The sequence below is a fragment of the Parapedobacter sp. GCM10030251 genome (genome assembly GCF_042666505.1).
GTDB lineage: Bacteria > Bacteroidota > Bacteroidia > Sphingobacteriales > Sphingobacteriaceae > Parapedobacter.
In genome coordinates, this window is sequence record NZ_JBHTDN010000013.1 from 24,667 (window position 1) to 47,245 (window position 22,579).

At 46.9% G+C, this 22,579-nt stretch carries 19 protein-coding genes; 11 read left to right on the forward strand and 8 right to left on the reverse strand.

Annotation, left to right across the window (positions count from 1 at the left end):
* Positions 1-6: 6 nt before the first annotated feature.
* Both ACFQRK_RS21670 and ACFQRK_RS21675 read right to left on the reverse strand, forming a co-directional pair.
* Positions 7-543 (reverse strand): RsmD family RNA methyltransferase, encoded by a 537-nt coding sequence (locus ACFQRK_RS21670; protein ID WP_379010323.1) that lies wholly within the window; start codon positions 541-543, stop codon positions 7-9.
* Positions 534-1,379, reverse strand: a complete 846-nt coding sequence (locus ACFQRK_RS21675) for a DUF3822 family protein (protein WP_379010325.1) — start codon at positions 1,377-1,379, stop codon at positions 534-536. The genes ACFQRK_RS21670 and ACFQRK_RS21675 overlap by 10 nt, the downstream gene beginning before the upstream one ends.
* Before the next feature lie 29 nt (positions 1,380-1,408).
* Here ACFQRK_RS21675 and ACFQRK_RS21680 point away from each other — a divergent pair, with 29 nt between their 5' ends.
* From ACFQRK_RS21680 to ACFQRK_RS21690, 3 genes are all read left to right on the forward strand, one after another.
* Positions 1,409-2,830 carry an ATP-dependent RecD-like DNA helicase gene (locus ACFQRK_RS21680; protein ID WP_379010386.1) on the forward strand — a complete coding sequence of 474 codons (1,422 nt, stop codon included), beginning with the start codon at positions 1,409-1,411 and terminating at the stop codon, positions 2,828-2,830.
* 89 nt (positions 2,831-2,919) lie between these two features.
* Positions 2,920-4,278, forward strand: a complete 1,359-nt coding sequence (locus ACFQRK_RS21685) for an APC family permease (RefSeq protein ID WP_379010327.1) — start codon at positions 2,920-2,922, stop codon at positions 4,276-4,278.
* Positions 4,279-4,356: 78 nt separating this feature from the next.
* Complete coding sequence (locus tag ACFQRK_RS21690) at positions 4,357-4,887, forward strand: SAM-dependent methyltransferase (protein ID WP_379010328.1); 531 nt, start codon at positions 4,357-4,359, stop codon at positions 4,885-4,887.
* Positions 4,888-4,982: 95 nt separating this feature from the next.
* Here the strand turns inward: ACFQRK_RS21690 and ACFQRK_RS21695 are convergent, their stop codons facing one another.
* Positions 4,983-6,401 carry an APC family permease gene (locus ACFQRK_RS21695; protein WP_379010330.1) on the reverse strand — a complete coding sequence of 473 codons (1,419 nt, stop codon included), beginning with the start codon at positions 6,399-6,401 and terminating at the stop codon, positions 4,983-4,985.
* 170 nt (positions 6,402-6,571) lie between these two features.
* Between ACFQRK_RS21695 and ACFQRK_RS21700 the strand changes: the two genes are divergently transcribed.
* The 3 genes from ACFQRK_RS21700 (at position 6,572) to ACFQRK_RS21710 (ending at position 13,629) form a co-directional block, all read left to right on the forward strand.
* Positions 6,572-8,842, forward strand: a complete 2,271-nt coding sequence (locus ACFQRK_RS21700; RefSeq protein ID WP_379010332.1) for a sodium-translocating pyrophosphatase — start codon at positions 6,572-6,574, stop codon at positions 8,840-8,842.
* Between the two features lie 195 nt (positions 8,843-9,037).
* On the forward strand, positions 9,038-10,534 hold the full coding sequence (locus tag ACFQRK_RS21705; RefSeq protein ID WP_379010333.1) for an amino acid permease: 1,497 nt from the start codon (positions 9,038-9,040) through the stop codon (positions 10,532-10,534).
* Between the two features lie 440 nt (positions 10,535-10,974).
* The gene (locus ACFQRK_RS21710) at positions 10,975-13,629 is read left to right on the forward strand and encodes a TonB-dependent receptor (RefSeq protein WP_379010334.1); all 2,655 of its coding nucleotides are present in this window, start codon (positions 10,975-10,977) and stop codon (positions 13,627-13,629) included.
* A gap of 57 nt (positions 13,630-13,686) precedes the next feature.
* Here ACFQRK_RS21710 and ACFQRK_RS21715 read toward each other — a convergent pair whose 3' ends face one another.
* From ACFQRK_RS21715 to ACFQRK_RS21725, 3 genes are all read right to left on the reverse strand, one after another.
* Positions 13,687-14,331 (reverse strand): MgtC/SapB family protein, encoded by a 645-nt coding sequence (locus tag ACFQRK_RS21715; RefSeq protein ID WP_379010336.1) that lies wholly within the window; start codon positions 14,329-14,331, stop codon positions 13,687-13,689.
* Between the two features lie 103 nt (positions 14,332-14,434).
* Positions 14,435-16,813 carry an endonuclease MutS2 gene (locus tag ACFQRK_RS21720; protein ID WP_379010337.1) on the reverse strand — a complete coding sequence of 793 codons (2,379 nt, stop codon included), beginning with the start codon at positions 16,811-16,813 and terminating at the stop codon, positions 14,435-14,437.
* 2 nt (positions 16,814-16,815) lie between these two features.
* Positions 16,816-17,511, reverse strand: a complete 696-nt coding sequence (locus ACFQRK_RS21725) for a DUF4296 domain-containing protein (RefSeq protein WP_379010338.1) — start codon at positions 17,509-17,511, stop codon at positions 16,816-16,818.
* A gap of 65 nt (positions 17,512-17,576) precedes the next feature.
* Between ACFQRK_RS21725 and ACFQRK_RS21730 the strand changes: the two genes are divergently transcribed.
* From ACFQRK_RS21730 to ACFQRK_RS21750, 5 genes are read left to right on the forward strand one after another with little or no spacing between them, the layout of a single operon-like run.
* Entirely contained in the window at positions 17,577-18,242 is a 666-nt protein-coding gene (locus tag ACFQRK_RS21730; protein WP_379010339.1) for a YggS family pyridoxal phosphate-dependent enzyme, read from the forward strand.
* A complete protein-coding gene (locus ACFQRK_RS21735) occupies positions 18,239-18,688 on the forward strand; it encodes a GNAT family N-acetyltransferase (protein ID WP_379010340.1) in 450 nt (149 codons plus the stop codon). Before ACFQRK_RS21730 ends, ACFQRK_RS21735 begins: the two co-directional genes overlap by 4 nt.
* 11 nt (positions 18,689-18,699) lie before the next feature.
* A complete protein-coding gene (locus ACFQRK_RS21740; protein WP_379010341.1) occupies positions 18,700-19,512 on the forward strand; it encodes a DUF3298 domain-containing protein in 813 nt (270 codons plus the stop codon).
* A 13-nt stretch (positions 19,513-19,525) separates the two neighbouring features.
* The gene (locus ACFQRK_RS21745) at positions 19,526-20,794 is read left to right on the forward strand and encodes an aspartate kinase (RefSeq protein WP_379010343.1); all 1,269 of its coding nucleotides are present in this window, start codon (positions 19,526-19,528) and stop codon (positions 20,792-20,794) included.
* An 18-nt stretch (positions 20,795-20,812) separates the two neighbouring features.
* Positions 20,813-21,412, forward strand: coding sequence for a redoxin domain-containing protein (locus ACFQRK_RS21750; RefSeq protein ID WP_379010344.1), 600 nt, complete (start codon positions 20,813-20,815; stop codon positions 21,410-21,412).
* A gap of 9 nt (positions 21,413-21,421) precedes the next feature.
* Here ACFQRK_RS21750 and ACFQRK_RS21755 read toward each other — a convergent pair whose 3' ends face one another.
* A complete protein-coding gene (locus ACFQRK_RS21755) occupies positions 21,422-22,270 on the reverse strand; it encodes a universal stress protein (RefSeq protein WP_379010346.1) in 849 nt (282 codons plus the stop codon).
* 83 nt (positions 22,271-22,353) lie between these two features.
* On the reverse strand, positions 22,354-22,536 hold the full coding sequence (locus ACFQRK_RS21760) for a hypothetical protein (RefSeq protein ID WP_379010347.1): 183 nt from the start codon (positions 22,534-22,536) through the stop codon (positions 22,354-22,356).
* Between the last annotated feature and the right edge of the window lie 43 nt (positions 22,537-22,579).

Genomic DNA, 22,579 nt, shown 5'->3' on the forward strand with positions numbered 1-22,579 from the left:
GGGGTTCTAATGTATTTGATAAAACGAAAATGAAGAATACCCGTATTTCCGGGTTTCGACAAGATTGGGTTGAATACCCATGCTGCGCGTCGACGAATGTTCCAGTACCATGATTGCTCCCGGCTTCAGCATCCCTTGGGTAACTATCCTCGCGGGGAGTTGGGGAAGTTGGGGCAAATCATACGGAGGGTCGATAAATATAAAATCGAATTCATCTTTGCAGTTCGAGATAAACTTCAGCACATCCGTCTTAATGGCCTTAATCGCTGATAACTCCAAATTTTTGGCCGTGGCATTAATATATTGCACACACTTGAAATGGATATCTACAGCCAATACCGATGCGGCACCACGGGACGCCATTTCAAAAGCCATACCTCCCGTGCCGGAAAACAAATCAAGGGCCTTTATTTGTTCAAAATCCATTCGATGTTGCAAGACATTGAACAGTGCCTCCTTGGCCATATCCGTCGTAGGGCGTACCGGTAAAGCGGCAGGTGGATGCAGGCGCAATCCCGCCCGGCTCCCTCCTATTATTCGCATAAATGAAGCCCTAAAAGTGTAAGAAATCGATGTTGCTGCGGTATCAACTCCTGCGGCACCGCAATCCGGACCAACGCCCCGCTGTCCGCAAAGACCACTTCGCTACCATTGGATAGCGCCCACTGATGGATTTCATCCTGCTCGGCAACGTCGCCCGACAGGCATATATCCGGTCTGCTTTCTTCCAAGCCGAGATGTTTCAGAATGGAAAGCAGGTAAAACGTGAAATCCTCCATGCCCAACACATCGAAATCATTGGCATATATAAATCTACTTTTATCAAACGCACATACGATGACCGTGGATGCCTGTTTGTCGATAATAAGCACCGGCCTGTCCGACGTTAATCCGTAATCCGCAACGCCCTGCAACAAGGCTTGCACAGTCGAATAAGTAACCAGGTCAGGAAAACGCACAGCGAGGGATTCGGTAACCAATCGGTCAGGTTGATGAAGCACCTTAATGCCGAGCGATGGGATATCCGATACCGATGTCGCCACCAAGCCATCGTCCGGCAAATGGCCGAGGTATGACTGTGTGGCTGGGTCGTCGAACACCTCTTCAGGAACAAACGTATACCGGTTGCCGTGAAGGCAAAGTTTCACCGCTGCGAAATCCAGATTCAATACATCCCTAATCTCCCCTTCCGTCATCGCTGGATCATATGTGGCGACCAATTTCAATCGTTTCTCTGTATCTACGATGGCTAATGCGTTCTCATCGGATCCTATCCTGACGAGCAAGGTATAAGCCGTAGCCTGTTCCTTGTTAAAATCTGTCGAAGTATATTTCATCACCATCCGTTTACTGGCAACAAACTTACTTAGATAAATCATTTGTACCAAACTTTTGGGTACCTTTGACCGTGCAGATCGATGAATTAATTTCCAGTCGTTTTCCGTTGCCGCCCACCGGCCAACAGCAGGAAGCGTTTCTTCGACTCTCCGATTTTCTGCGTTACGCAGACGACCTTTCTTGCTTTGTGCTTAAAGGTTTTGCTGGTACCGGCAAGACCACCTTGATCAGCACGTTGGTCAACACACTGCCTGCACTATATATGCGTTCAGTATTACTGGCGCCCACCGGCAGGGCCGCAAAAGTGATGGGCAACTATTCGGGCAAAAAGGCAATGACCATACACAAAAAGATCTATCGTAAAAAGATCGCTGTTTCGCCGGATATGGCATTTGGCTTAGCTGAAAATCTGCATACTGACACTCTTTTTATTGTCGATGAAGCTTCGATGATCTCAAATGAGCGGTTTTCGTTTAACGGAAAAAGTTTATTGGAAGATTTGGTAGCCTATGTAAGAGCCGGTAAAAACTGTCGGTTAATGTTTGTCGGTGATGTTGCACAGCTCCCTCCGGTAGGACTGTTGCAAAGTCCCGCGCTGGAACCCCAATGGCTGGAGCGGACATTCGGAATGCGCGTCTTCGTTCACGAATTAACGGAAGTAGTACGACAGGAAAAACACTCAGGGATCCTATACAATGCCACGGTAATTCGTCAGCAGATTCATTCGGTGTCCGGACAGGAAGAATCGATTCCTTTTCCACGTTTCCGGATCAAAGGGTTTCCCGATATCTATCGCATGACGGGGGAACGACTTATCGAAGGCTTGCATTATGCATACGACAAATACGGCATGGAAAATACCCTGGTCATATGCCGCTCGAACAAAAACGCCAATTTATATAATCAACACATCCGCAACCGCATTCTGTTCCGGGAGGAAGAGCTGACCGGCGGTGATTATATCATGGTCGTCCGGAACAACTACTATTGGCTTTCAGCTGATTCCAACCGCAGCGGTTTCATTGCCAACGGTGATATGGCGCGCGTACGGAGGGTACGCAATGTACACGAACAGCATGGGTTCCGTTTCGCAGATGCCAGTCTGGAATTTCTGGACTCGGATGAGATCGAACCCGTGGATTGCCGCATTATGTTAGACACGCTCCACAGCGATTCGCCTAGTCTTTCGCAACTTGATCAGCAGCGCCTTTTCGATGCGATCATGGTCGATTACCTAGACATCACCGACAAAAAGGCTCGCTTGGCCGCACTTAAGGCCGATCCCTATTACAACGCATTACAGTTAAAATTTGCTATGGCCATCACGTGCCACAAAGCGCAGGGAGGGCAATGGCAGGCTGTGTTTGTAGATCAAGGTTACCTCACCGATGAAATGCTCGACGTTGAGTTCCTACGCTGGCTATACACCGCTTGTACCCGGGCTACCAAGGAATTGTTTCTGGTAAATTTCAGCGACAAGTTCTTCGCATAAATCCCAACAAAATTATTACACACCCCGGGAAACAAAGCTTACCGCAGATTGTATTATTACCCGTACACCCATACTAAAAACCGTAAAGTATGAAAGAGGAAAGGAATGGCAGCGCGATAGCAACGCCCTTTCAACAGGCCCCTAAAAACCAAACTCCCCGTCCCTTAATCCGGACCATCGACGCAATAGCACTTGTCATCGGAATCATTGTGGGTGCAGGCATCTTCCGCACACCTTCGATTGTTGCAGCGCACACAGGCAGTGCGGAGCTGTTCCTCTGCATATGGCTACTCGGTGGCGTCATCTCACTGGTTGGAGCGTTATGTTATGCAGAGTTAAGCACCACTTTCCCCAACACCGGTGGCGATTATCATTTTTTGATGCGGGCCTTCGGCAATCGCTTCGCCTTCCTGTTTGCATGGGCAAGGTTGAGTATTATTCAAACGGGATCAATCGCCTTGCTGGCGTACATCGTTGGCGATTATGTTTCACAACTATATCCAATTGGCGCGTATTCTTCTGCGTTGTTTGCCGCGTTGGTCGTGATTACGCTTACGGCGATCAACATGTTGGGTGTAAGGTTTGGCACCGGCACGCAAAATCTTCTGTTCGCCGTTGAATTTCTAGGCATCTTATCCGTCGTACTGGTCGGTCTTTTCGCCCATCCATCGCCCGAACGCCTGTCGGTTCTTCCGCTGGCTTCCGAAAACAACACCTCCATAGGACTCGCATTGGTCTTTGTGCTCCTTACGTTTGGAGGTTGGAACGAAGCGGGATATATATCGGCTGAACTCAAGGCGGGAAGCCGGAAAATGGTCTGGGTGTTGGCCATCAGCATACTGGCTACCACGATGCTTTATCTGCTGGTCAACTGGGCATTTTTGCATGCACTCGGCATCGAGCGGATTGCTGCGTCTGATGCTGTCGGTATCGATCTGATGCGGGTTACGTTCGGCGAAGCGGGTGTATTCTTGATCGGCATACTGGTTGTGATGGCTACGCTCACCTCGATCAATGCAACGATCTTCACGGGCGCCCGCACTAATTACGCAGTAGGCCGCGATTTTAAGGTGCTTTCCGGATTGGGCAAATGGAATCTAAAAACCTCTTCTCCGATCAATGCATTGATGGTACAATGCGTAATCGCGTTAGCCTTGATCGGTCTGGGTGCATTTACGCGTGATGGTTTCCAATCTATGGTCGATTTTACAGCGCCCGTATTTTGGTTCTTCTTTCTCGCAACAGGTATTTCGCTATTTGTATTGCGAAAAAGGGAACCGGAAGCTGTTCGCCCATTCAGGGTGCCGCTATACCCCCTTACACCGATTATTTTTTGCGGGGCATGTGCGTATTTACTGTATTCCAGCTTAGCTTATACCGGCATTGGAGCTTTGGTAGGAGTAGCCGTATTGGCGTTGGGCATGCTCTTTTTCTTTGCGATCCGGTGAACGGAGCAGGTCATTGATAAAAGACATAAACGATCGATTTATAGTAATTAATGAATGTGCAACAATTAAAAAATGAAAATGATGAGCAATGTTAAAAACTGGCTGATCGCCTTATTTGTTGGTGTATGCACGGGTGCATACGCCCAGGAAGAACTTGCCTTGGATGTTCCCTATGTGCCTACCAACCAGGAGACTGTTGAGGAAATGCTGAAACTTGCAGGTGTCAAACCCGGCGACGTCGTCTATGACCTGGGATGCGGTGACGGGCGCATCGTCATCACTGCGGCAAAAAAATTCGGCGCAACGGGAGTCGGCGTGGATCTCAACCCACAACGACTGAAAGAGGCTAACGAAAATGCAAAGGCGGCCGGTGTGACCGACAAAGTAAAGTTTGTACAAGGCGATCTGTTTGACTTTGATTTCAGCGAGGCGAATGTGGTAACGATGTACCTGTTGCCATCGGTCAACTTGAAGCTGCGCCCAAAACTACAAAAGGAGTTGAAACCTGGAAGCCGTATCGTATCCCACGACTTTGATATGGGCGATTGGGAAGCCGAGAAGACCGTGGAAGTAGGGAATGATACCATCTACCTTTGGACGATTGATTAATCGGCGAAAAAGAAGCGGCAAAAAATAGAACTCGGGCAGATTTTCCACGTCTGCCCGATTTTTGACAAAGCGATTAGGAAACGAACGCAGTTATTTTAAAGGTCTTTTTTATTCCACATAAAGAAAACCGGAATCCCCAATAACACGATAATCAGCCCCGGCCAGGTGAAAGTAGGCTGATAAATCAGTAATCCTACACAGATGGTGGCTGCTGCCAATACATACAGCGCGGGCAGCAAAGGGTAACCGAGCGCCTTATAAGGACGCTGGGCGGCGGGCATCCGCTTGCGAAGGATAAAAACTCCGACAATGGTCAATGCATAGAAGATCAGCACCACAAAAACAACGTAGTTGAGCAGATCACCATACCGCCCGGTGAGACAGAGTACCGATGTCCAGATACATTGTGCCCATAATCCCCAGCCGGGCACCTCAAATCTGTTTAGTTCGCCGGCTTTCTTGAAAAACAGTCCATCTTTCGCCATCGTATAATAGACCCGTGCACCTGCCAATATTAGTCCGTTGTTACAGCCGAATGTTGAAATCATAATCATAACCGCGATCACGATCGTTCCTACCTGTCCGAAAATAGCCTGTGCGGCAGCTACGGCTACGCGATCCGCAGGGGCGTAAGCAATTTGCTCCCTTGACAGCGTAGCCAGATACATTAAGTTGGCCGACACATAGATAATTGTCACGATGAGCGTTCCCAAAAAAAGGCTCATGCCGATGTTCCGCTGGGGATTTCGCACTTCTCCCGCAATGAACGTTACGTTATTCCATGCATCGCTGGAGAAGAGGGAACCTACCATCGCCGATACAATCCCCGCAAACACGGCCGCCCCCCCTATCGAAACCGCTGCATGGCTATCCGCATCCCAACGGATGGTATCCCAGGCCGTAGACCAGTTGGCACGCCATATCTCGGCATCAAAAGCACCAAACAGCCCCATCACGATCAAGCCGCCCAGAGAAAGGATCTTAACAACCGTGAACACTGTCTGGATAATTTTCCCATTTTTAACGCCACGGGAATTAAACCAGGTAAGGATGACGATGGTTGCAATGGCCACTAGCTGTGCGGCATTGATCCGGATGTATCCCAAATCCCATAACACATTTTCATCGCCAAGTGAAGGAAAAATATAAGCGGTAAACTTAGCAAATGCCACACCGACCGCCGCAATCGTCCCGGCTTGGATAACCAGGAACAACGACCAGCCATACAGAAAAGCAACCAAGCGATTATAGGCTTCCCTCAGATATACGTACTGTCCTCCCGCCTTCGGAAACATGGCCGACAGCTCCCCGTAACTCAAGGCGGCGATAACGGTAATCAGACCGGTAAGCAGCCAAATGAAGATCAACCATCCGGCACTGCCCACATTGCGAACAATGTCGGAACTGACAATAAAAATCCCCGAACCGATCATCGATCCGGCCACTAGCATCGTTGCGTCGAGTAACCCCAGCTCACGCTTCATATCGTCATGTTGTTCAGGTATGGTATTCATTGGGCAATTTTGGACTGCGATTATATCATCGAAAGTAGATAAATATTCTTAATATCTATGAATTCGTGCAAATTAATTTGATTATTGCAATAAGCATCTTATTTTTGGCGACTCTTTGTTGAGGCCTATTTTGAAAATGTAGCATTTTGTAAACAAATGAATTGGTTATAATGGGATTTTTACAGGAAAATTTGATCTATTTTGTACCTGTGCTTGCTTTAATCGGCATCGCGGTAATGATCGTGAAATCAGCGTGGGTAAGGAAACAGGACGCTGGTGATGAACGGATGAAAAGTATTGCAAAAAGCATTCAAGAAGGGGCTTTGGCATTTCTGAAAGCGGAATACCGGATTCTTCTTATTTTTGTGGTCATCGCTTCCGTTGCGCTCTTTGCGGTATCTACCGTAGTAGAAACCACCCATTGGATTATCGTCGTTGCCTTTATTTTTGGCGCCTTCTTTTCAGCTTTAGCGGGAAATATTGGTATGCGTATCGCAACTCAATCCAATGTTCGTACCACACAGGCGGCAAGAACCAGTTTACCCAAAGCCCTGAAAGTCTCTTTCTCCGGCGGTACTGTGATGGGATTAGGTGTCGCAGGGTTAGCGGTACTTGGTCTCAGCATTTTCTTTTTGATCTTTCTTAATATGTTTATCACCGACGGCGGCAATTTCTATCGCGAGATGACGGTGGTACTGGAAGCACTGGCAGGGTTCTCACTGGGTGCCGAATCCATCGCGCTTTTCGCACGCGTTGGTGGCGGCATCTACACCAAGGCTGCCGATGTCGGTGCGGACTTGGTTGGAAAAGTCGAGGCTGGAATCCCTGAAGATGATCCCAGAAATCCGGCTACCATCGCAGATAACGTCGGCGACAATGTAGGAGACGTGGCGGGAATGGGCGCTGACCTATTTGGCTCGTACGTTGCCACCGTGTTGGCCTCAATGGTTTTGGGGAATTACATCATTAAAGATATGGCCGAAGTTTCGGGCTCCGCATATACCGACGCGTTCAATGGCTATGGCCCCATTTTACTGCCGATGGTGATTGCGGGTGTGGGCATCATTGCTTCGATCATTGGCACACTCTTCGTTAAAGTTTCTTCCAACGATGCGAAAGAAAACCAAGTACAAGGCGCGCTGAATTTAGGAAACTGGGTGGCAATCATCCTGACCGTTATTGCGTGCTTCTTTCTGATCCGGTTCATGCTGCCGGAAACAATCAACATGAAGTTTTTTGGCGAAGGCTTTATAGAAGTGCCTCGGATGAATGTGTTTTATGCAACCATTGTCGGATTGGCTGTCGGTGGATTAATTTCCTTATTCACAGAATTTTATACCGGCCTGGGTAAAAAGCCCGTGTTGAACATCGTTCGGAATTCTTCAACCGGCGCGGCTACCAATATCATTGCTGGCTTGGCAACCGGCATGAAGTCGACCTGCTCATCCGTGCTGCTTTTTGCCTTCGCTATCTGGGGATCCTATGAATTGGCAGGTTTCTATGGCGTGGCGATTGCCGCGTCGGCCATGATGGCTACGACGGCCATGCAGCTTGCCATCGATGCATTCGGGCCGATCGCTGACAACGCGGGTGGCATTGCCGAAATGAGTGAGTTACCTAAAGAAGTACGTCAACGTACCGATATCTTGGACTCGGTAGGAAATACAACGGCCGCGGTAGGAAAAGGGTTCGCCATTGCTTCGGCGGCGTTAACTGCGTTGGCACTCTTTGCGGCTTACGTTACGTTTACCGGTATCGACGGCATCAATATTTTCAAAGCAGATGTTTTGGCCGCGTTATTTATCGGCGGGATGATTCCGGTCGTATTCTCGGCATTGGCTATGCAGTCCGTCGGGAAAGCTGCGATGGACATGGTTAACGAGGTACGGCGCCAGTTCCGCGAGATCCCGGGAATCATGGAAGGAACAGCAAAACCTGAGTATGGCAAATGTGTCGATATTTCCACGAAAGCGGCACTTCGCGAAATGATGCTTCCCGGTGCAATTACCATCGTTACGCCCATTATTGTCGGTTTTGTAATGGGGGCTGAAGCTTTGGGCGCCTATATGGCAGGTGTTGCTGTTTCCGGTGTCCTTTGGGCTATTTTCCAAAACAATGCGGGTGGTGCATGGGATAACGCCAAAAAGTCGTTCGAAGCGGGCGTTGAAATCAACGGCGAGATGACTTATAAAGGATCGGATGCGCACAAAGCCGCAGTAACCGGAGATACCGTGGGCGACCCGTTTAAAGATACCTCTGGCCCGTCCATGAATATCCTGATTAAATTAACCTGTCTGGTCGGACTGGTTATCGCACCCATTTTGGGTGGCCATACCAACAGCCACGCAAAACTTGAAACGAATGATACAAAAAAAGAGATTGTTGCAGTTGAACGGCCGGAAAAAGCATCGGTTGCTGCACAATCCGATCGGCCGGAATAATATTCAGCTTATGTAAAGCACACAAAACAGGGATTTGTTGATCAACAAATCCCTGTTTTGTTTTTTATAGTGTCGGTTCCGCTAAACGTTCCTGTAAATGAACGGACGGCAAAAAAATCATTTATTTAAAGATAAAAATTTGTAGGTTTGGCACGGCCATACGTAGATGGGCCTAAATTGAAAAAGAAAAGTAGCATGTTATTTAAGAAATCGATTCCGTCGTTGATCGCAGAAGCCGCGGAAAGTGGCGAAGGAACATTGAAGCGGACCTTGTCAAGCGGAGGACTGGTCGCCTTGGGTGTCGGAGCGATCATCGGAGCCGGACTTTTCTCGCTGACCGGAATAGCCGCCGCCGAGAATGCCGGACCCGCAGTAACCCTTTCTTTTGTTGTTGCCGCTCTCGGATGCGCATTCGCGGGACTCTGTTACGCTGAGTTTGCTGCGATGATTCCCGTAGCCGGCAGTGCGTATACCTATTCATACGCTACAATGGGTGAATTTGTTGCTTGGATTATCGGCTGGGATCTTGTATTGGAATATGCATTGGGAGCCGCTACCGTGGCATCCAGTTGGTCACAATATTTTAACCAATTGCTCATCGTATTCGGTATTCATCTCCCGGACAGTCTGCTTCATGGCCCTTGGGAAGGCGGCTATGTCAATATCCCAGCTATCATTATTATATGCCTGCTCTCGCTTCTCCTGATTAGGGGCACGCAAGAATCATCCTTGGTAAATAATATTCTTGTGGTCGTTAAGGTGGCCGTCGTATTGATTTTCATTGCGTTAGGATGGAGTTTTATTAATCCACTCAATCACGACCCGTTCATCCCAGCCAACGAGGGTGAGCAGCTGGTTAGATCTGGGCAATTGGGCTTTTTTGAATTTTTCAAAAGTGATTATTTCGGCCACTTTGGTATTAGCGGGATCATGCGTGGCGCGGGTGTGGTATTCTTTGCGTTCATTGGATTTGATGCAGTAAGTACAGCGGCACAGGAAGCCAAAAATCCGCAAAAAGGAATGCCCATTGGCATCATCGGATCGCTGGTGGTTTGCACACTTTTATATGTGTTGTTTTCGTATGTGCTGACCGGATTAGAAAATTACACGAAATTTGCCGGCGATGCAAAACCTGTGGCTACGGCATTTGCCCAAACCGGATACACATTTCTCAACACCGCGCTCATTATTGCCATTCTCACCGGTTATACATCCGTAATTTTAGTGATGCTGCTGGGCCAAAGCCGCGTCTTCTATACAATGAGCAAAGATGGTTTGCTACCCAAGTTCTTTTCGGATTTATCCAAGCATCGAACCCCTTGGAAAACCAATGTTATCTTTATGGTTTTCGTAAGTATATTCACGGGATTTGTTCCCGTATCCGATCTCGGGCATATGGTTAGCATCGGTACTCTTTTCGCCTTTGTACTTGTATGTATTGGAATTATAGTACTGCGCAAAACTAACCCCAATCTTCCCAGACCCTTCCGTACACCGCTGGTACCGCTGGTACCTATACTGGGGATTATTGTATGTATCGCGATGATGGCATCCTTGCCCATAGAAAGCTGGGAGCGGTTAGCTATCTGGATGATCATCGGCGTTGTTGTTTATTTTGTTTACAGCAAAAAACACAGTAAAATCAGATCGGGATACGGACCGGGATCGAGCACACCACCGCCAACCGTCTGATAGGCCCTCCGATTTCCTGTTGAAGCTAATGAAATCATCGGTTTGGACGCTCATTAACATAGAAGAACGATCATCCTGCTATTGATCGGCAAGGCGGGCATTGATATTGTTATCGATTTCGGGAATTGAGGAAAACGCGCCACCTGCTGAAAACTTTCCAGGCTGGCTGGAGATCTCATTCCGTTGGCAGACGCGGTTGTCCGTTAAATTGTCTTAACGGAATCCGCATCAAGGAACCATCTTTTGTTAACAATTCTCCAAAATTAGGTTATACAATAATTTCTTAACGTTAATTTCACACAAAAGGCCTTACCTTTGTACATAAACAATTCATTCATCATGAATGTAACGTTTCTCATAGCACATGAAACACGACTTTCCTCAAGTTTACTGAGAAAACTACATTCTGCACACATTTCGTTTATCAAATCTTTAAGGGTATGGCAAAAAAAACTACTAAATGGGCTACATTAGTTGCTTTTTTCGTAATGTTTAGCAACTTTTCCTGGGCACAACGTTTGCTTATTGGCAAAGTAACCGACGGCACCTATCCGATTGCCGGCGCAACCGTGGCCGTTAAAGGCTTATCAGGGGGGACATCCACGGATAGTGAAGGAAATTTCAGTTTATCTACGGATGCCGAATCTGGCGAATTGGTGATCCGTATCCTTGGGTTCACCACACGTACAGTTCCTTTTTCAACCGAATCCAATTTAGGAACCCTGGTGTTGACAGCTTCGGATTCGCAATCCCTTGAAGAGGTAGTTGTTGTGGGCCGGGGAATCATCGACATTGCAGAAGATCGAAAAACACCGATTGCCGTATCGACCGTGTCACGGGCGGAAATATTGAATAAAGGGGTTGGAAACGTAGAGTTTCCCGAAATTATGAAAAACACACCTTCCGTTTTCGTAACCAATCAAGCCGGTGGTTTCGGCGACGGCCAAAATTTCGTCCGCGGATTTGATCAATCCAATACGGCGTATCTGTTGAATGGCCAACCAATTAATGGTATGGAGGACGGAAATATGTACTGGTCTAACTGGAGTTCAATTGCCGATATAGCAAATGCAGTGCAAGTACAACGTGGGTTGGGCTCGTCGAAGTTAGCGATTTCTTCGGTTGGCGGAACGGTCAATATCGTGACGAAAGCTACGGACTTCGAGAAAGGCGGTTCCGTCAGGTTCCTAACGGGGAATAATGGCTATGCCAAGGGAACCGTTTCGTATAATACCGGGCTTAACGGCAAATGGGGCTTCTCGTTTATGTTAGACTATTGGCGGGCGGACGCAAAATATGCGATAGGAACGGCCGGCGAAGGTCAAAGCTATTTCTTCTCCGTAGGTTTCAAGCCCAATGAACGCCATAATTTCAATTTCATGGTTTTCGGCGCACCGCAATGGCATGATCAAAACTATTCAAAAGCCCTCGTAACGCGCTATAATACCGATGCCGAAGGAAATCGGACGACGATCAATAACCCGGGCTATGACATTACTGGAATCAAGGGCAATTCAAACTACGGTTATTTGGATGGAAAAGGATTGGCCATTCGAAAAAACTATTATCATAAGCCGGTAGCGAATCTGAACTGGGATTTCAACATCAACGAAAGTTCTTCGCTTTCTACTGTTCTTTATGCTTCTATCGGGAGAGGCGGCGGAGTGGGTCCGCTGGGTAGCGGTTTAAGTTTCCTGGGTCAACAATTTGGTGGGGGAGGTTACCTTCCCAACGGTTTAATCAACTGGCAGGGAGTGGTTGATTATAATCGAGAGACCATCGCGGATGGCATCGGTTCTGGCTATAACGGCACCATGTTACGTGCTTCTGCGAATAACCATGCTTGGTACGGCTTGGTGACCAATTACAACTTCGACACACAAAATTATTTCACGTTCAATGTTGGCGCGGATATTCGGTTTTATCGTGGGGACCACTTCCAGCAATTGGTAAATAAGTTGGGATTACAGGGCTGGGATGGTTCCAACACCAATCGGGGAGATGACTACGTCGTGGAAAAAACGTTTAAGGCTAACCCATGGACTGCATTATTCAATCCCGCGGGTGAAGCGTATCGTGTAGGGTACGACAACTCTGAGCAATTAAACTACCAAGGTATATTCGGTCAGGCCGAGTTTAGCAATGAAACGGTTTCTGCATTTATACAAGGCGCTATATCAAACCAATCCTACCAGAAATTTGATCGTTGGAACTACGAAGGCGGGGAAGCTAAATCTGACGTGGAAAACAAACTCGGTTACAATATTAAGGGAGGAGCGTCGTTTGACTTTGCGGAAGGACATACGATTTTTGCCAATACCGGTTTCTATTCTCGTCAACCTTTTTTAGATAACGTATTCGTCCAAAATACCGTAGATTTCACCGATCCTGTGGTAGAAAACGAGGAGATTTTTGGATTGGAAGCAGGTTACCGATTCACCATTCCAAACTTTACCGTTAGTTTAAATGGATACTATACGTCATGGGCCAATCGCTTCCTGTTATTTAATGGCACGTATTCAGACGACAGGATAGAAGGCGCTTACCTGATTACCGGCATCAAACAATTACATAAAGGATTGGAACTTGATTTTCAAGCGCAAGTTTTACCTCAATGGATGATACGTGGCTATGGTTCTATTGGGGACTGGCAATATGACGGTAGCTCCCCTTTCCGATTCCGGGAAGAAGTAAATTCAGAAATTATCGGTAACGGCGAATTGCCTTTGTCCGGTGTTAAGATAGGTAATGCTCCCCAGACTTCATTTGGTTTGGGCACCAAGTATAATATCCTCTCCGATCTCTCTGTTGACGTAGATTTTAATTTTTACACCGATCTGTATGCACAGGTGGATCCAGAAAATGTTGTCGAAGCCGTATTGGAAGACGAGGTATATAAACCCGAGAAACTGGATGGGTTCGGCGTTGTTGATGCAGGACTAACTTATGCATTTAACATCGGCACCCAACGATTAAAATTGCGTGGAAACGTGCTCAATCTCTTTAACAAAGAATATTTCGGCCGCAAAGATGGGTTTGGATACTTTTATGGTTTAGGCACCACATGGAATGCCTCACTGACATACAGCTTCTAAGCATATCTTCACTATAAATTGAAAGCGGCCGCCCATTTTCGAGCGGCCGCTTTCAATTTACGAATTATAATAAAATTCTTCCACGTATGTCAGGCTAATCATCTCATTGTTGAATGCCTGGAGATTTTTCCGGTCGGCTGCCAGTTCAAAAACAACGGATAACCTTCTGTTTCGTTTGCTGACCGTTTTTCGCCGGTGATTGATATGGTGCTTGTCCATCACCCGTTTCAACGATTCCATATTGGTGATATCCATATCCTGAAAGACAACAAAAATGGTCCGGGTTAAGAAAACTCGCTCCATGGCGCTTTCAACCTTGTTAAAAACCGATAAGATCAGTACAGTCATCACGGAAAGCGACAATGACAAACCGTAATACCCAATCCCTGCGGCCATTCCGATTCCCGCTACCATCCAAATCACCGCGGCGGTGGTCAAGCCCATCACGGAAAACTTGTCCTTGAAAATCACTCCCGCTCCGATGAAGCCGATGCCTGTGATAATATTCGCTGCTATCCGATCGTCACTACCCACTCCGTAACGCGAGACAATCGTGAATGCAGTTGCTCCCAAACAGATCAGTACGATGGTACGGAAACCGGCTGATTTATTTTTATACTCGCGTTCTAAACCTACCAGGCTGCCTGAAATAATGGAGACGCCTATGGCAATTAAGTCATTGTCTTCTGGGAAAAAGTCCATATCTCTGGTTTTCAGCTATCAACGATCAGTGTTCAACCTTGGCTATGATTCAGCCGTTGGCGCACAACCTGACAATGCAGCATTTTATATTAATCATTTATAACTAACTCAAATAGGCATAAGTGATCCCCTCGCCTCCCCGGTCCGGATGCTCATCTTCCAGGCGCTCAACTTCACCATATTTGCGCAGATAATCACGGATAAACCTACGTAAAATTCCGTCTCCTTTCCCGTGAATGATTTTTAAACTGGGAAACCCCATCATCACGGCCTTGTCGAGGTGCTTCTCAATCTCATTCAAAGCTGCTTCGGTGCGCATACCACGCACATCTACTTCAGGTTTGAAATTGGCAACATCCTCCGATACGCTGGCGTGATAGGTTTTCCGTGAGGCCTTGGCCACATTTCGTTTAGCAACGGGTTCCACTTCGCTCCGCTTCTTCACCATGCGCAGTTCGCCCATAGCCAGCACCAAGTTATTTTTCGATAGACCGATCACTTCGGCTTCACTTCCCGTGTCGGGTATCTTCACCCAGTCCCCCACCTCAATAGAAACCCCTTGAGGAACGTTTTGTTTGCTCTTGGATACGGAAGCCGCCGGTTGATCGGTGTGCTTGTTTAATTCTACTTCGAGCTGCTGACGCAGCTGTTTGGTCTTATGCTTATCTGCTTGGCTTGCTTTGATATCCGATATGGTGTTTTCGACAAGTTTATTCGCATTCCGAATGATTTCACGGGCCTCGTCCTTTGCCTTTTTGAGAATGGTCTTTTTATTTTCTTCCAAATAAGCTTGCAATTGTTCGTTTTCGGCTTTTAACCGAGCCAATTGCCGCTCTTTTTGCGCGATCGAAACCTTGGTATCATGCACTTCCTTTTTATCCCGTTCAAGGTCAACCAATAAGGTATCTACCCGCTTTTGTTGCGCGCCGATTTTTTGTTTCGCAGCCTGGAGGATCGCTGAGTTTAATCCGATTTTCTGTGCGATTTCAAACGCATAAGAGCTGCCTGGTTTACCCGTTTGCAAGATATAGAGAGGGCGCATCGCCACATTATCAAACAGCATGGATGCGTTTTCAATCCCCTCGGTATTGCTGGCAAACATCTTTAAATTAGAATAATGAGTCGTTACCACTCCCCTTACTTCCTTTTGGTTGAACACCTCCAGGACGGCCTCTGCAATGGGACCACCAAACATCGGATCGGTGCCTGTACCAAACTCATCAATGAGTATCAGCGTTTTCGCATCGGCATGCTCCGAGAAATATTTCATCTTTGAGAGATGTGCACTATAAGTGCTAAGATCGCTTTCGATCGATTGATCATCACCGATATCGGCAAAAATCCGATTGAATACACCTAATCTTGAGGCGGGGTCTGCCGGAATCAGCAGCCCCGCTTGCGCCATGAGCTGCAAGAGCCCAATGGTTTTCATGCAGACTGATTTGCCCCCGGCATTGGGTCCCGAAACGACAATAATCCGCTGGGTTTGATCGACCGTTACGTTTAACGGAACGACAGTTTGCTGGCTGCCTTTGAAATTGAGCAACAGAAGTGGGTGGCGCGCGTTAACCAGTGATATGGATGCCTCTTTGGAGAGCTCCGGCATATGCCCATCAATATCGATTGCAAATAGCGCCTTTGCACGCACGAAATCCACCTTGGTCAATAGATTATGATAATCCAATAACAAGGGTATATGCAAACGTAATTCATCGGTCAGTGCAGTCAATATGCGCACGATTTCACGCCTTCTTTCAAACTCCAGATCACGCACTTGATTATTGAGATGAAACACTTCCTCCGGCTCAATAAAGGCGGTTTGTCCGGTGGCGGACTCATCGTGTATCCAACCCTTGATCTTGCGCTTGCTTTCAGCGTGCACCGGAATGCACAGACGTCCATCCCGAATGGTCAGATTGCCATCTGCTGTCCACCCATTCTGCTGCGCCATCCGGAAAACCTGATCAATACGCTTGCGTGCTTCTAATTCCGCTTTTGCGATCGCAGCCACCGTGTCAGCCAATTTGGGGGATGCATCCATCCGTACATTTCCTTTCTCGTCGACTACCCGCTCGATCGCCGATACGATACTTTTTTCAATGGGTAGGTGTTCAAAAAGCGCTTCTAAATTGGGATAGGTACCGTTGCGTTCATTAAAATATCGAAGAATGGCAAAGACCGTCTTCAATGAAAGCAGGATGCTGAAAAACTCGGATTCTGAAAGAAAAGTCCCTTCCACCCGCGCCTTTTCCGCCAACGGCTTGATGGGATAGAGATGGTCCACGGGAAAGGGCGCATCGTTTATGAGTAACTCTTTAAATTCATGTGCCTGCCGCAGAAACTTATCAATTTGATCCACCCGCTTCTGTGGCTGTATCTTTTCTACCAACTCCTTTCCTGCTTCACTCAGACACTTGGTTTTGATCAGTGCCTTTATATCCGTAAAGCCTAATTTCTCACTCGCGTTATCTGGGTAAATCATCGCTATTTTATCTTTTCAAATGGCCGCAACCTCGGTCGGGGAGGCTCAGACGTAGACGGCTTTGGTATAACCGGAGGCTTAGCTGGCAATACGGGGCTTTTTTGACTGCTGACCCCGATATTATTTTTCAGTCCGATTGCTTCAAGCATCCGCTCACGAAGCAGTTGATAGGTAACGGAATCGGGCTTACCGTATAGGCTATCCGGAGCATTCAGGAATAGTAAGTAGCGCTTGCGTTTGAAATCAAGCGAATCTCGTTCGATACGCCGAAGGCTGTCGGTTAGCCGCGCATTGCGGATGGAATCTGTACGTCGTTGCGCTTCGTATTTTTTTTCTACACGCTGCTGTTCAGCTAAATTCAAGGCATTCAGCCTTTTTTCAACATCCGTGTAAAATTCATTCATCAGGTACGGGCGGCTGGAATAAAATTCCACGCTCTGCCTGAAGGTTGTGGAATCAATATGATGCCGCTCAAAAACAGCTTGATAGTAACCATCCCTACGCATACGCGCTGAGTCAATTGGCAATGAAGCCAGCTGCCCGTCAGCCAGATGCATATCCACCAGTATCGCAGGCATCTGTTTAGGCGAAACGACCCCAGCGGGAATTTTCTCTCCGCCGCAGGATGTACAGAAAAATAACGCAATCCATGCGATTACCATCCCCTGCATCCTATGTGCTGCCCAATTAAGTTTCATTCCTGTTGGCGGATCCCCCGTGGTTTTGTAGTTTTGTGCAAACTTACAAAAATAGCGCCGGATTTATGGACATAGCCGATCAGATAAAAGCCATTGAGGAGGAGCTCTCCCGTTTAAATGTGACCCTTATTGCTGTTTCAAAGACCAAGTCTAACGAAGAAATACTGGAAGCTTACCATGCCGGACAGCGCGCATTCGGTGAAAACGTGGTGCAGGAACTCGTTGGCAAACAGGAAGCGCTCCCCAAAGACATCGAATGGCACCTTATTGGCCATCTCCAAAGTAACAAAGTTAAATACATTGCACCTTTTGTTGCATTGATTCACTCGGTAGATAGTTTGAAATTACTGAAGGAAATTGATAAACACGCCAAAAAAAACAACCGTGTTATTGACTGTTTGTTGCAGATACACATCGCCACGGAAGATACAAAATTCGGACTCGATCACGTTGAACTCATCGAACTGCTCCGTTCGGATGAATTTCGTCAGCTGTCAAATGTACGTATTCGGGGACTCATGGGAATCGCCACAAACACGTCCAATACAAAAGAAATCAAGGAGGAGTTCCGGGAGTTAAAGTCATTATTTAATGGCATTAAAGTAAGTTTCTTTACTGACGCTGAATATTTCGACGTATTATCTATGGGCATGTCTTCCGATTATAAAATCGCCATAGAGCAGGGCAGCACAATGGTGCGTTTGGGAAGCACAATTTTCGGAAGCCGATGAATATTGCAATACGAAAAGCCAAAGTTGCCGACTGTCCGCAGATCATGGAATTGGTCAAGGAGCTTGCTATTTACGAACGTGCTCCTAACGAAGTCACCGTCAGTATGGCGGAGTTTGTCGAAGCCGGGTTTGGTCCGTTTCCGGTTTGGGAAGCTTTCGTTGCGGAAGTGGACAACCTCGTTGTAGGCATTTCATTGTTCTATATACGCTATTCCACATGGAAAGGCCGCAGGCTGTATCTGGAAGATATCATCGTTACCGAAAGAATGCGTGGCAAAGGAATTGGCAAGGCTCTCTTCGATGAAACTTTAAAATTGTGCAAAAACAGGGGATACAGCGGCGTGGTTTGGCAGGTACTGGAATGGAACGAACCTGCCATCAATTTCTATCGGAAATATGGTGCTGCATTTGATAAGGAGTGGATAAATGTCTCCTTGGATTTTTAAATTCTAGATTTATGCTAAAAAAGATTGTACAGAAAGCTTGGCTATGCCTCAGCGTTGCTTCCTGCGTATTATCGGGATGCCAGTTTAACCGGGAGACAAATGAAAGGGATGAACAGGCTGTTTCCACTGACACGCTTGCCTATGAATACGAACATTATACACTCTATAGCGACCACGTTGTAAAAACCAACGAAACCACCGATACTACATTTTATGCGGTTTCCTATCCGTCGTTTAAAGATTCCATGGTCAATCGGTTTGTTTTAAAGACGCTGCTGGGTAGTGATACGGCGACGGTGAAAGGAGCGGCCCAAACATTCGTCAGCGAATTTGACCGGTTTTTTTTGTCTGACGCATTTCCTCGAATCTGGACTTCCGAATCCAATGCAAAGGTACATCACATCACCCCCACTTACCTTGGGTTGGTTATCGATGTTTACGCGTATACAGGAGGCGCTCATGGAAACTATGCTACGGTATTCGCGCATTACGACCTGGCAAATCAGGTTCCGCTGACGCTTGACGATATCGTTACCAAACCTTTTCGGAACGAGCTGACCGCCGTTGCTGAACGTTATTTCAGGAAGCAAGAAAACCTCTCCGTTGATCAACCGCTGGATGATCGTTATTTTTTTGATGAGGGACACTTTCATATTCCCGACAATTTTGCGCTAGAATCGGATAGCCTGCTTTTCCTGTATAATATTTACGAAATCAAGCCTTATGTAGACGGCCAAACCGAGCTGCGTGTACCCTATTCCGAAATTGATCGGCTACTCACAGATCGGGCAAAACGTATCATCGGTGAAATAACCAATAAATAAGTATTTTTATTTGATGCAAGTATTCAAATTCGGAGGTGCGTCGGTCAAAGACGCCGAAGGGGTCATAAACCTGAGCCGTATTGTCTCGACTCACCAGCAAGGCAAATTGCTTATCGTGATTTCTGCCATGGGCAAGACCACGAATCTACTCGAACAGCTTACGTTAAGTTATTTTAAACAGGAGGGCGACGCATTCGAGCTGTTGGAACAATCCAAACAGTATCATGATACGATCATGCGAAGCTTGTTTCCGGACAACAGCCATCCTGTATACCACGAGGTAGCCAACCGGTTTGTGGAAATCGAATGGATATTAGAAGAAAATCCTGCAGACCCGTATGACTACCTCTACGATCAAATTGTGGCTGTGGGCGAACTTGTATCTACCACCATCGTGTGCCACTATTTGAATGACGTCGGACTAAAAAGCAAATGGGTCGATGCCAGGGACTACATCCTCACAGACAATACCCACCGGGAAGGAAAAGTAGATTGGAAAACTACCGCTGAACGCATCCAGCTTGGGATCCCTGCCCTACTGGAAAACCAACTGGTCGTTACGCAGGGTTTTATTGGGTCGACTTCCGAGAATTTCACGACGACACTGGGCCGGGAAGGCTCGGATTATTCCGCCGCAATCTTTGCGGCCAGCCTCGACGCCGAAAGTGTGACCATCTGGAAAGACGTGCCCGGTGTGTTGAACGCAGATCCGAAATGGTTCGATCAAACGGAACTGATTCCTGAATTGTCTTATTTGGACGCAATTGAGCTTACCTATTATGGTGCCACAGTCATCCATCCCAAGACCATCAAACCGCTGCAAAACAAAAACATTGCTCTATACGTCAAATCATTTGTAGACACCGATGGCAAAGGCACCCAAATATGGAAATCAAACGAGTCGTTGCCTGTACCTTCATTCATTTTTAAAATCAACCAGATTTTGATTTCGATACTTCCTAAGGACTTTTCATTTATCGTAGAAGATAACCTAAGTGATATTTTCAGCAGACTGCATCAGCATCATATTAAAGTCAACATGATGCACAACAGTGCGGTAAACTTTTCAATCAGTATAGATGATACCGGCGAAAATGTTGCGGCTTTGCTCGATGATCTCGGTGCACGATATGATGTACAATTTCAGAAAGGGCTGGAACTCATCACCATCCGCCATTACAATCAACAGACAATAGACCGGGTTCTGGTGAAAAAAGCAATCATCCTGGAGTTGAAGGATAGTTATACGTGCCAACTTTTGGTACGTAAACTCTCCGCATAATCTCCTATCTTTGCGTCTATGACAATACGTACAACTTCGTTAGTGGCGTTCGCCAGTTTCTTGCTGACGACCGGGACACTCTCCTGCGATAATAATGCAAAATCAGCCAATTCGTCCGCAGAAGCTCCGTCGGCAGACGTTATGAAAGAGCAGCCGACAGCAGCCCCTTCAGACACAGCCCCTCCACAACCCACCCCGTCACCGGTCATTCCCGATTTTACATTCTATATATTACGTAGTGGCATCCAGTTTACCAAAACGGATCTGGCTAAAAAAGGAAACCTCGTTTTTATTCTTTTCGATCCTACCTGTGGCCATTGCCAACAGGAAGCCAACCATTTGGGCAAACATTATGATGAGGTAAAAGACGCAAATTTTTACTTTGTGTCCATGAACGATCCGGCACTGATGAGTACCTTTCTGGAAACCCATGCCAAACCCTTGGTTGGCAAAGCGAATGTCGAACTTTTGTACGACAGAAATGCCGACTTTGTTAATAAATTCCACATACCGTCCCAATACCCAGCTGTATATATTTACGGTAGCAACGGTCAACTGAAGGAATATTGGGACGGCGAACGGAAGATTTCCGATGTGATAGCGGCTATCCGCCAGTAGTTTCCGATCCTAGTTTTTCTGCTGCCGGGCAAAGGACAGCGGAATGGAAAGCAAGGGTACGGACAACCCCGATGCCATAATCCGTGTTTTGCTTCGGTGAATAAGCGAAGCCCAAAATCCATATTGGGCAGGTAGCATAATCAGCAAGCCTGCATTTATATGGGTTAACTCGTCGGCTATGGCTTTGATAACGGCATTGGATTCGACATTTTTATAATAGTAGGTTACGCCGTCCAATCCTTCTCCGAATTTGGCTATAATCTCGTCGTCGATCCTGACCTGCTGGATTTTTCGGATGCGGTTGTCCACATGAAAGATTTCAATGGAAGCCCCAACGCCCAGTGCCAATGTTTTGATCTCTTCCAGAATTACCCGCTGGACCCCCTGTAGGTTATCACATGCAAACAAAGCCCGGTCTATTTTCCCGAACCTCGCACCAAGAGGAACGGCCAGTACTGGAAACTTAAACTGATGAATCAACGCCGTAGTCGTATTGCCCAGTAAATCCTGTTCCAAAGATCTGGCGGCCATCCCCATGACCAATAAATCTGCTTCATATTCTGAAAACAGGTAATCAATTTCGTCTTCAATGTCCCCCATGACACTGGTGTAACTGGAGACCGGAATGGAGTAGATATCGCTGATCTGTTGGGCCTGCAGGGCCAATTTTTCCCGGCTACGGTTAGCAGACTCGTCAAGCGCTTTGGGCGACAAGCGAGCATTTGAAACGTGAATAGAGGGTCTATACGCATTAAATAGTATGATTTTTCCGCCGATTTGCTGGATAAGCGAGGCTGCATAAGCAACTGCATTTTCCGCTTCTTTGGAAAAATCAGTAGCGGCAATAATCGTTTTCATGATCTAATGGAATTTTTTCGTAAAGTTAACTCCATTATGGATGAAAGCGAATGAAGTATGTCATCCCACTGTTATATTGCCTTTCAGGTTTTAGAATTGTGCTTGGTTGGGGGTTGTTCACTGAATTTCCGTTTCAATGCCGGAGCCGTTATTGACGGCTCTTCGTGTTGATAGTCCCGGTCCTCAGCATCCTTGACCACCCGGTTACTTCTCGGCGGCCGTTGATCGGAATCTTTGGGTTCAAATTTTTCGTTCTTCTTATTCATAGTTCTTCTTATTCATACCTGTATAACCCAATACTCCAACTTT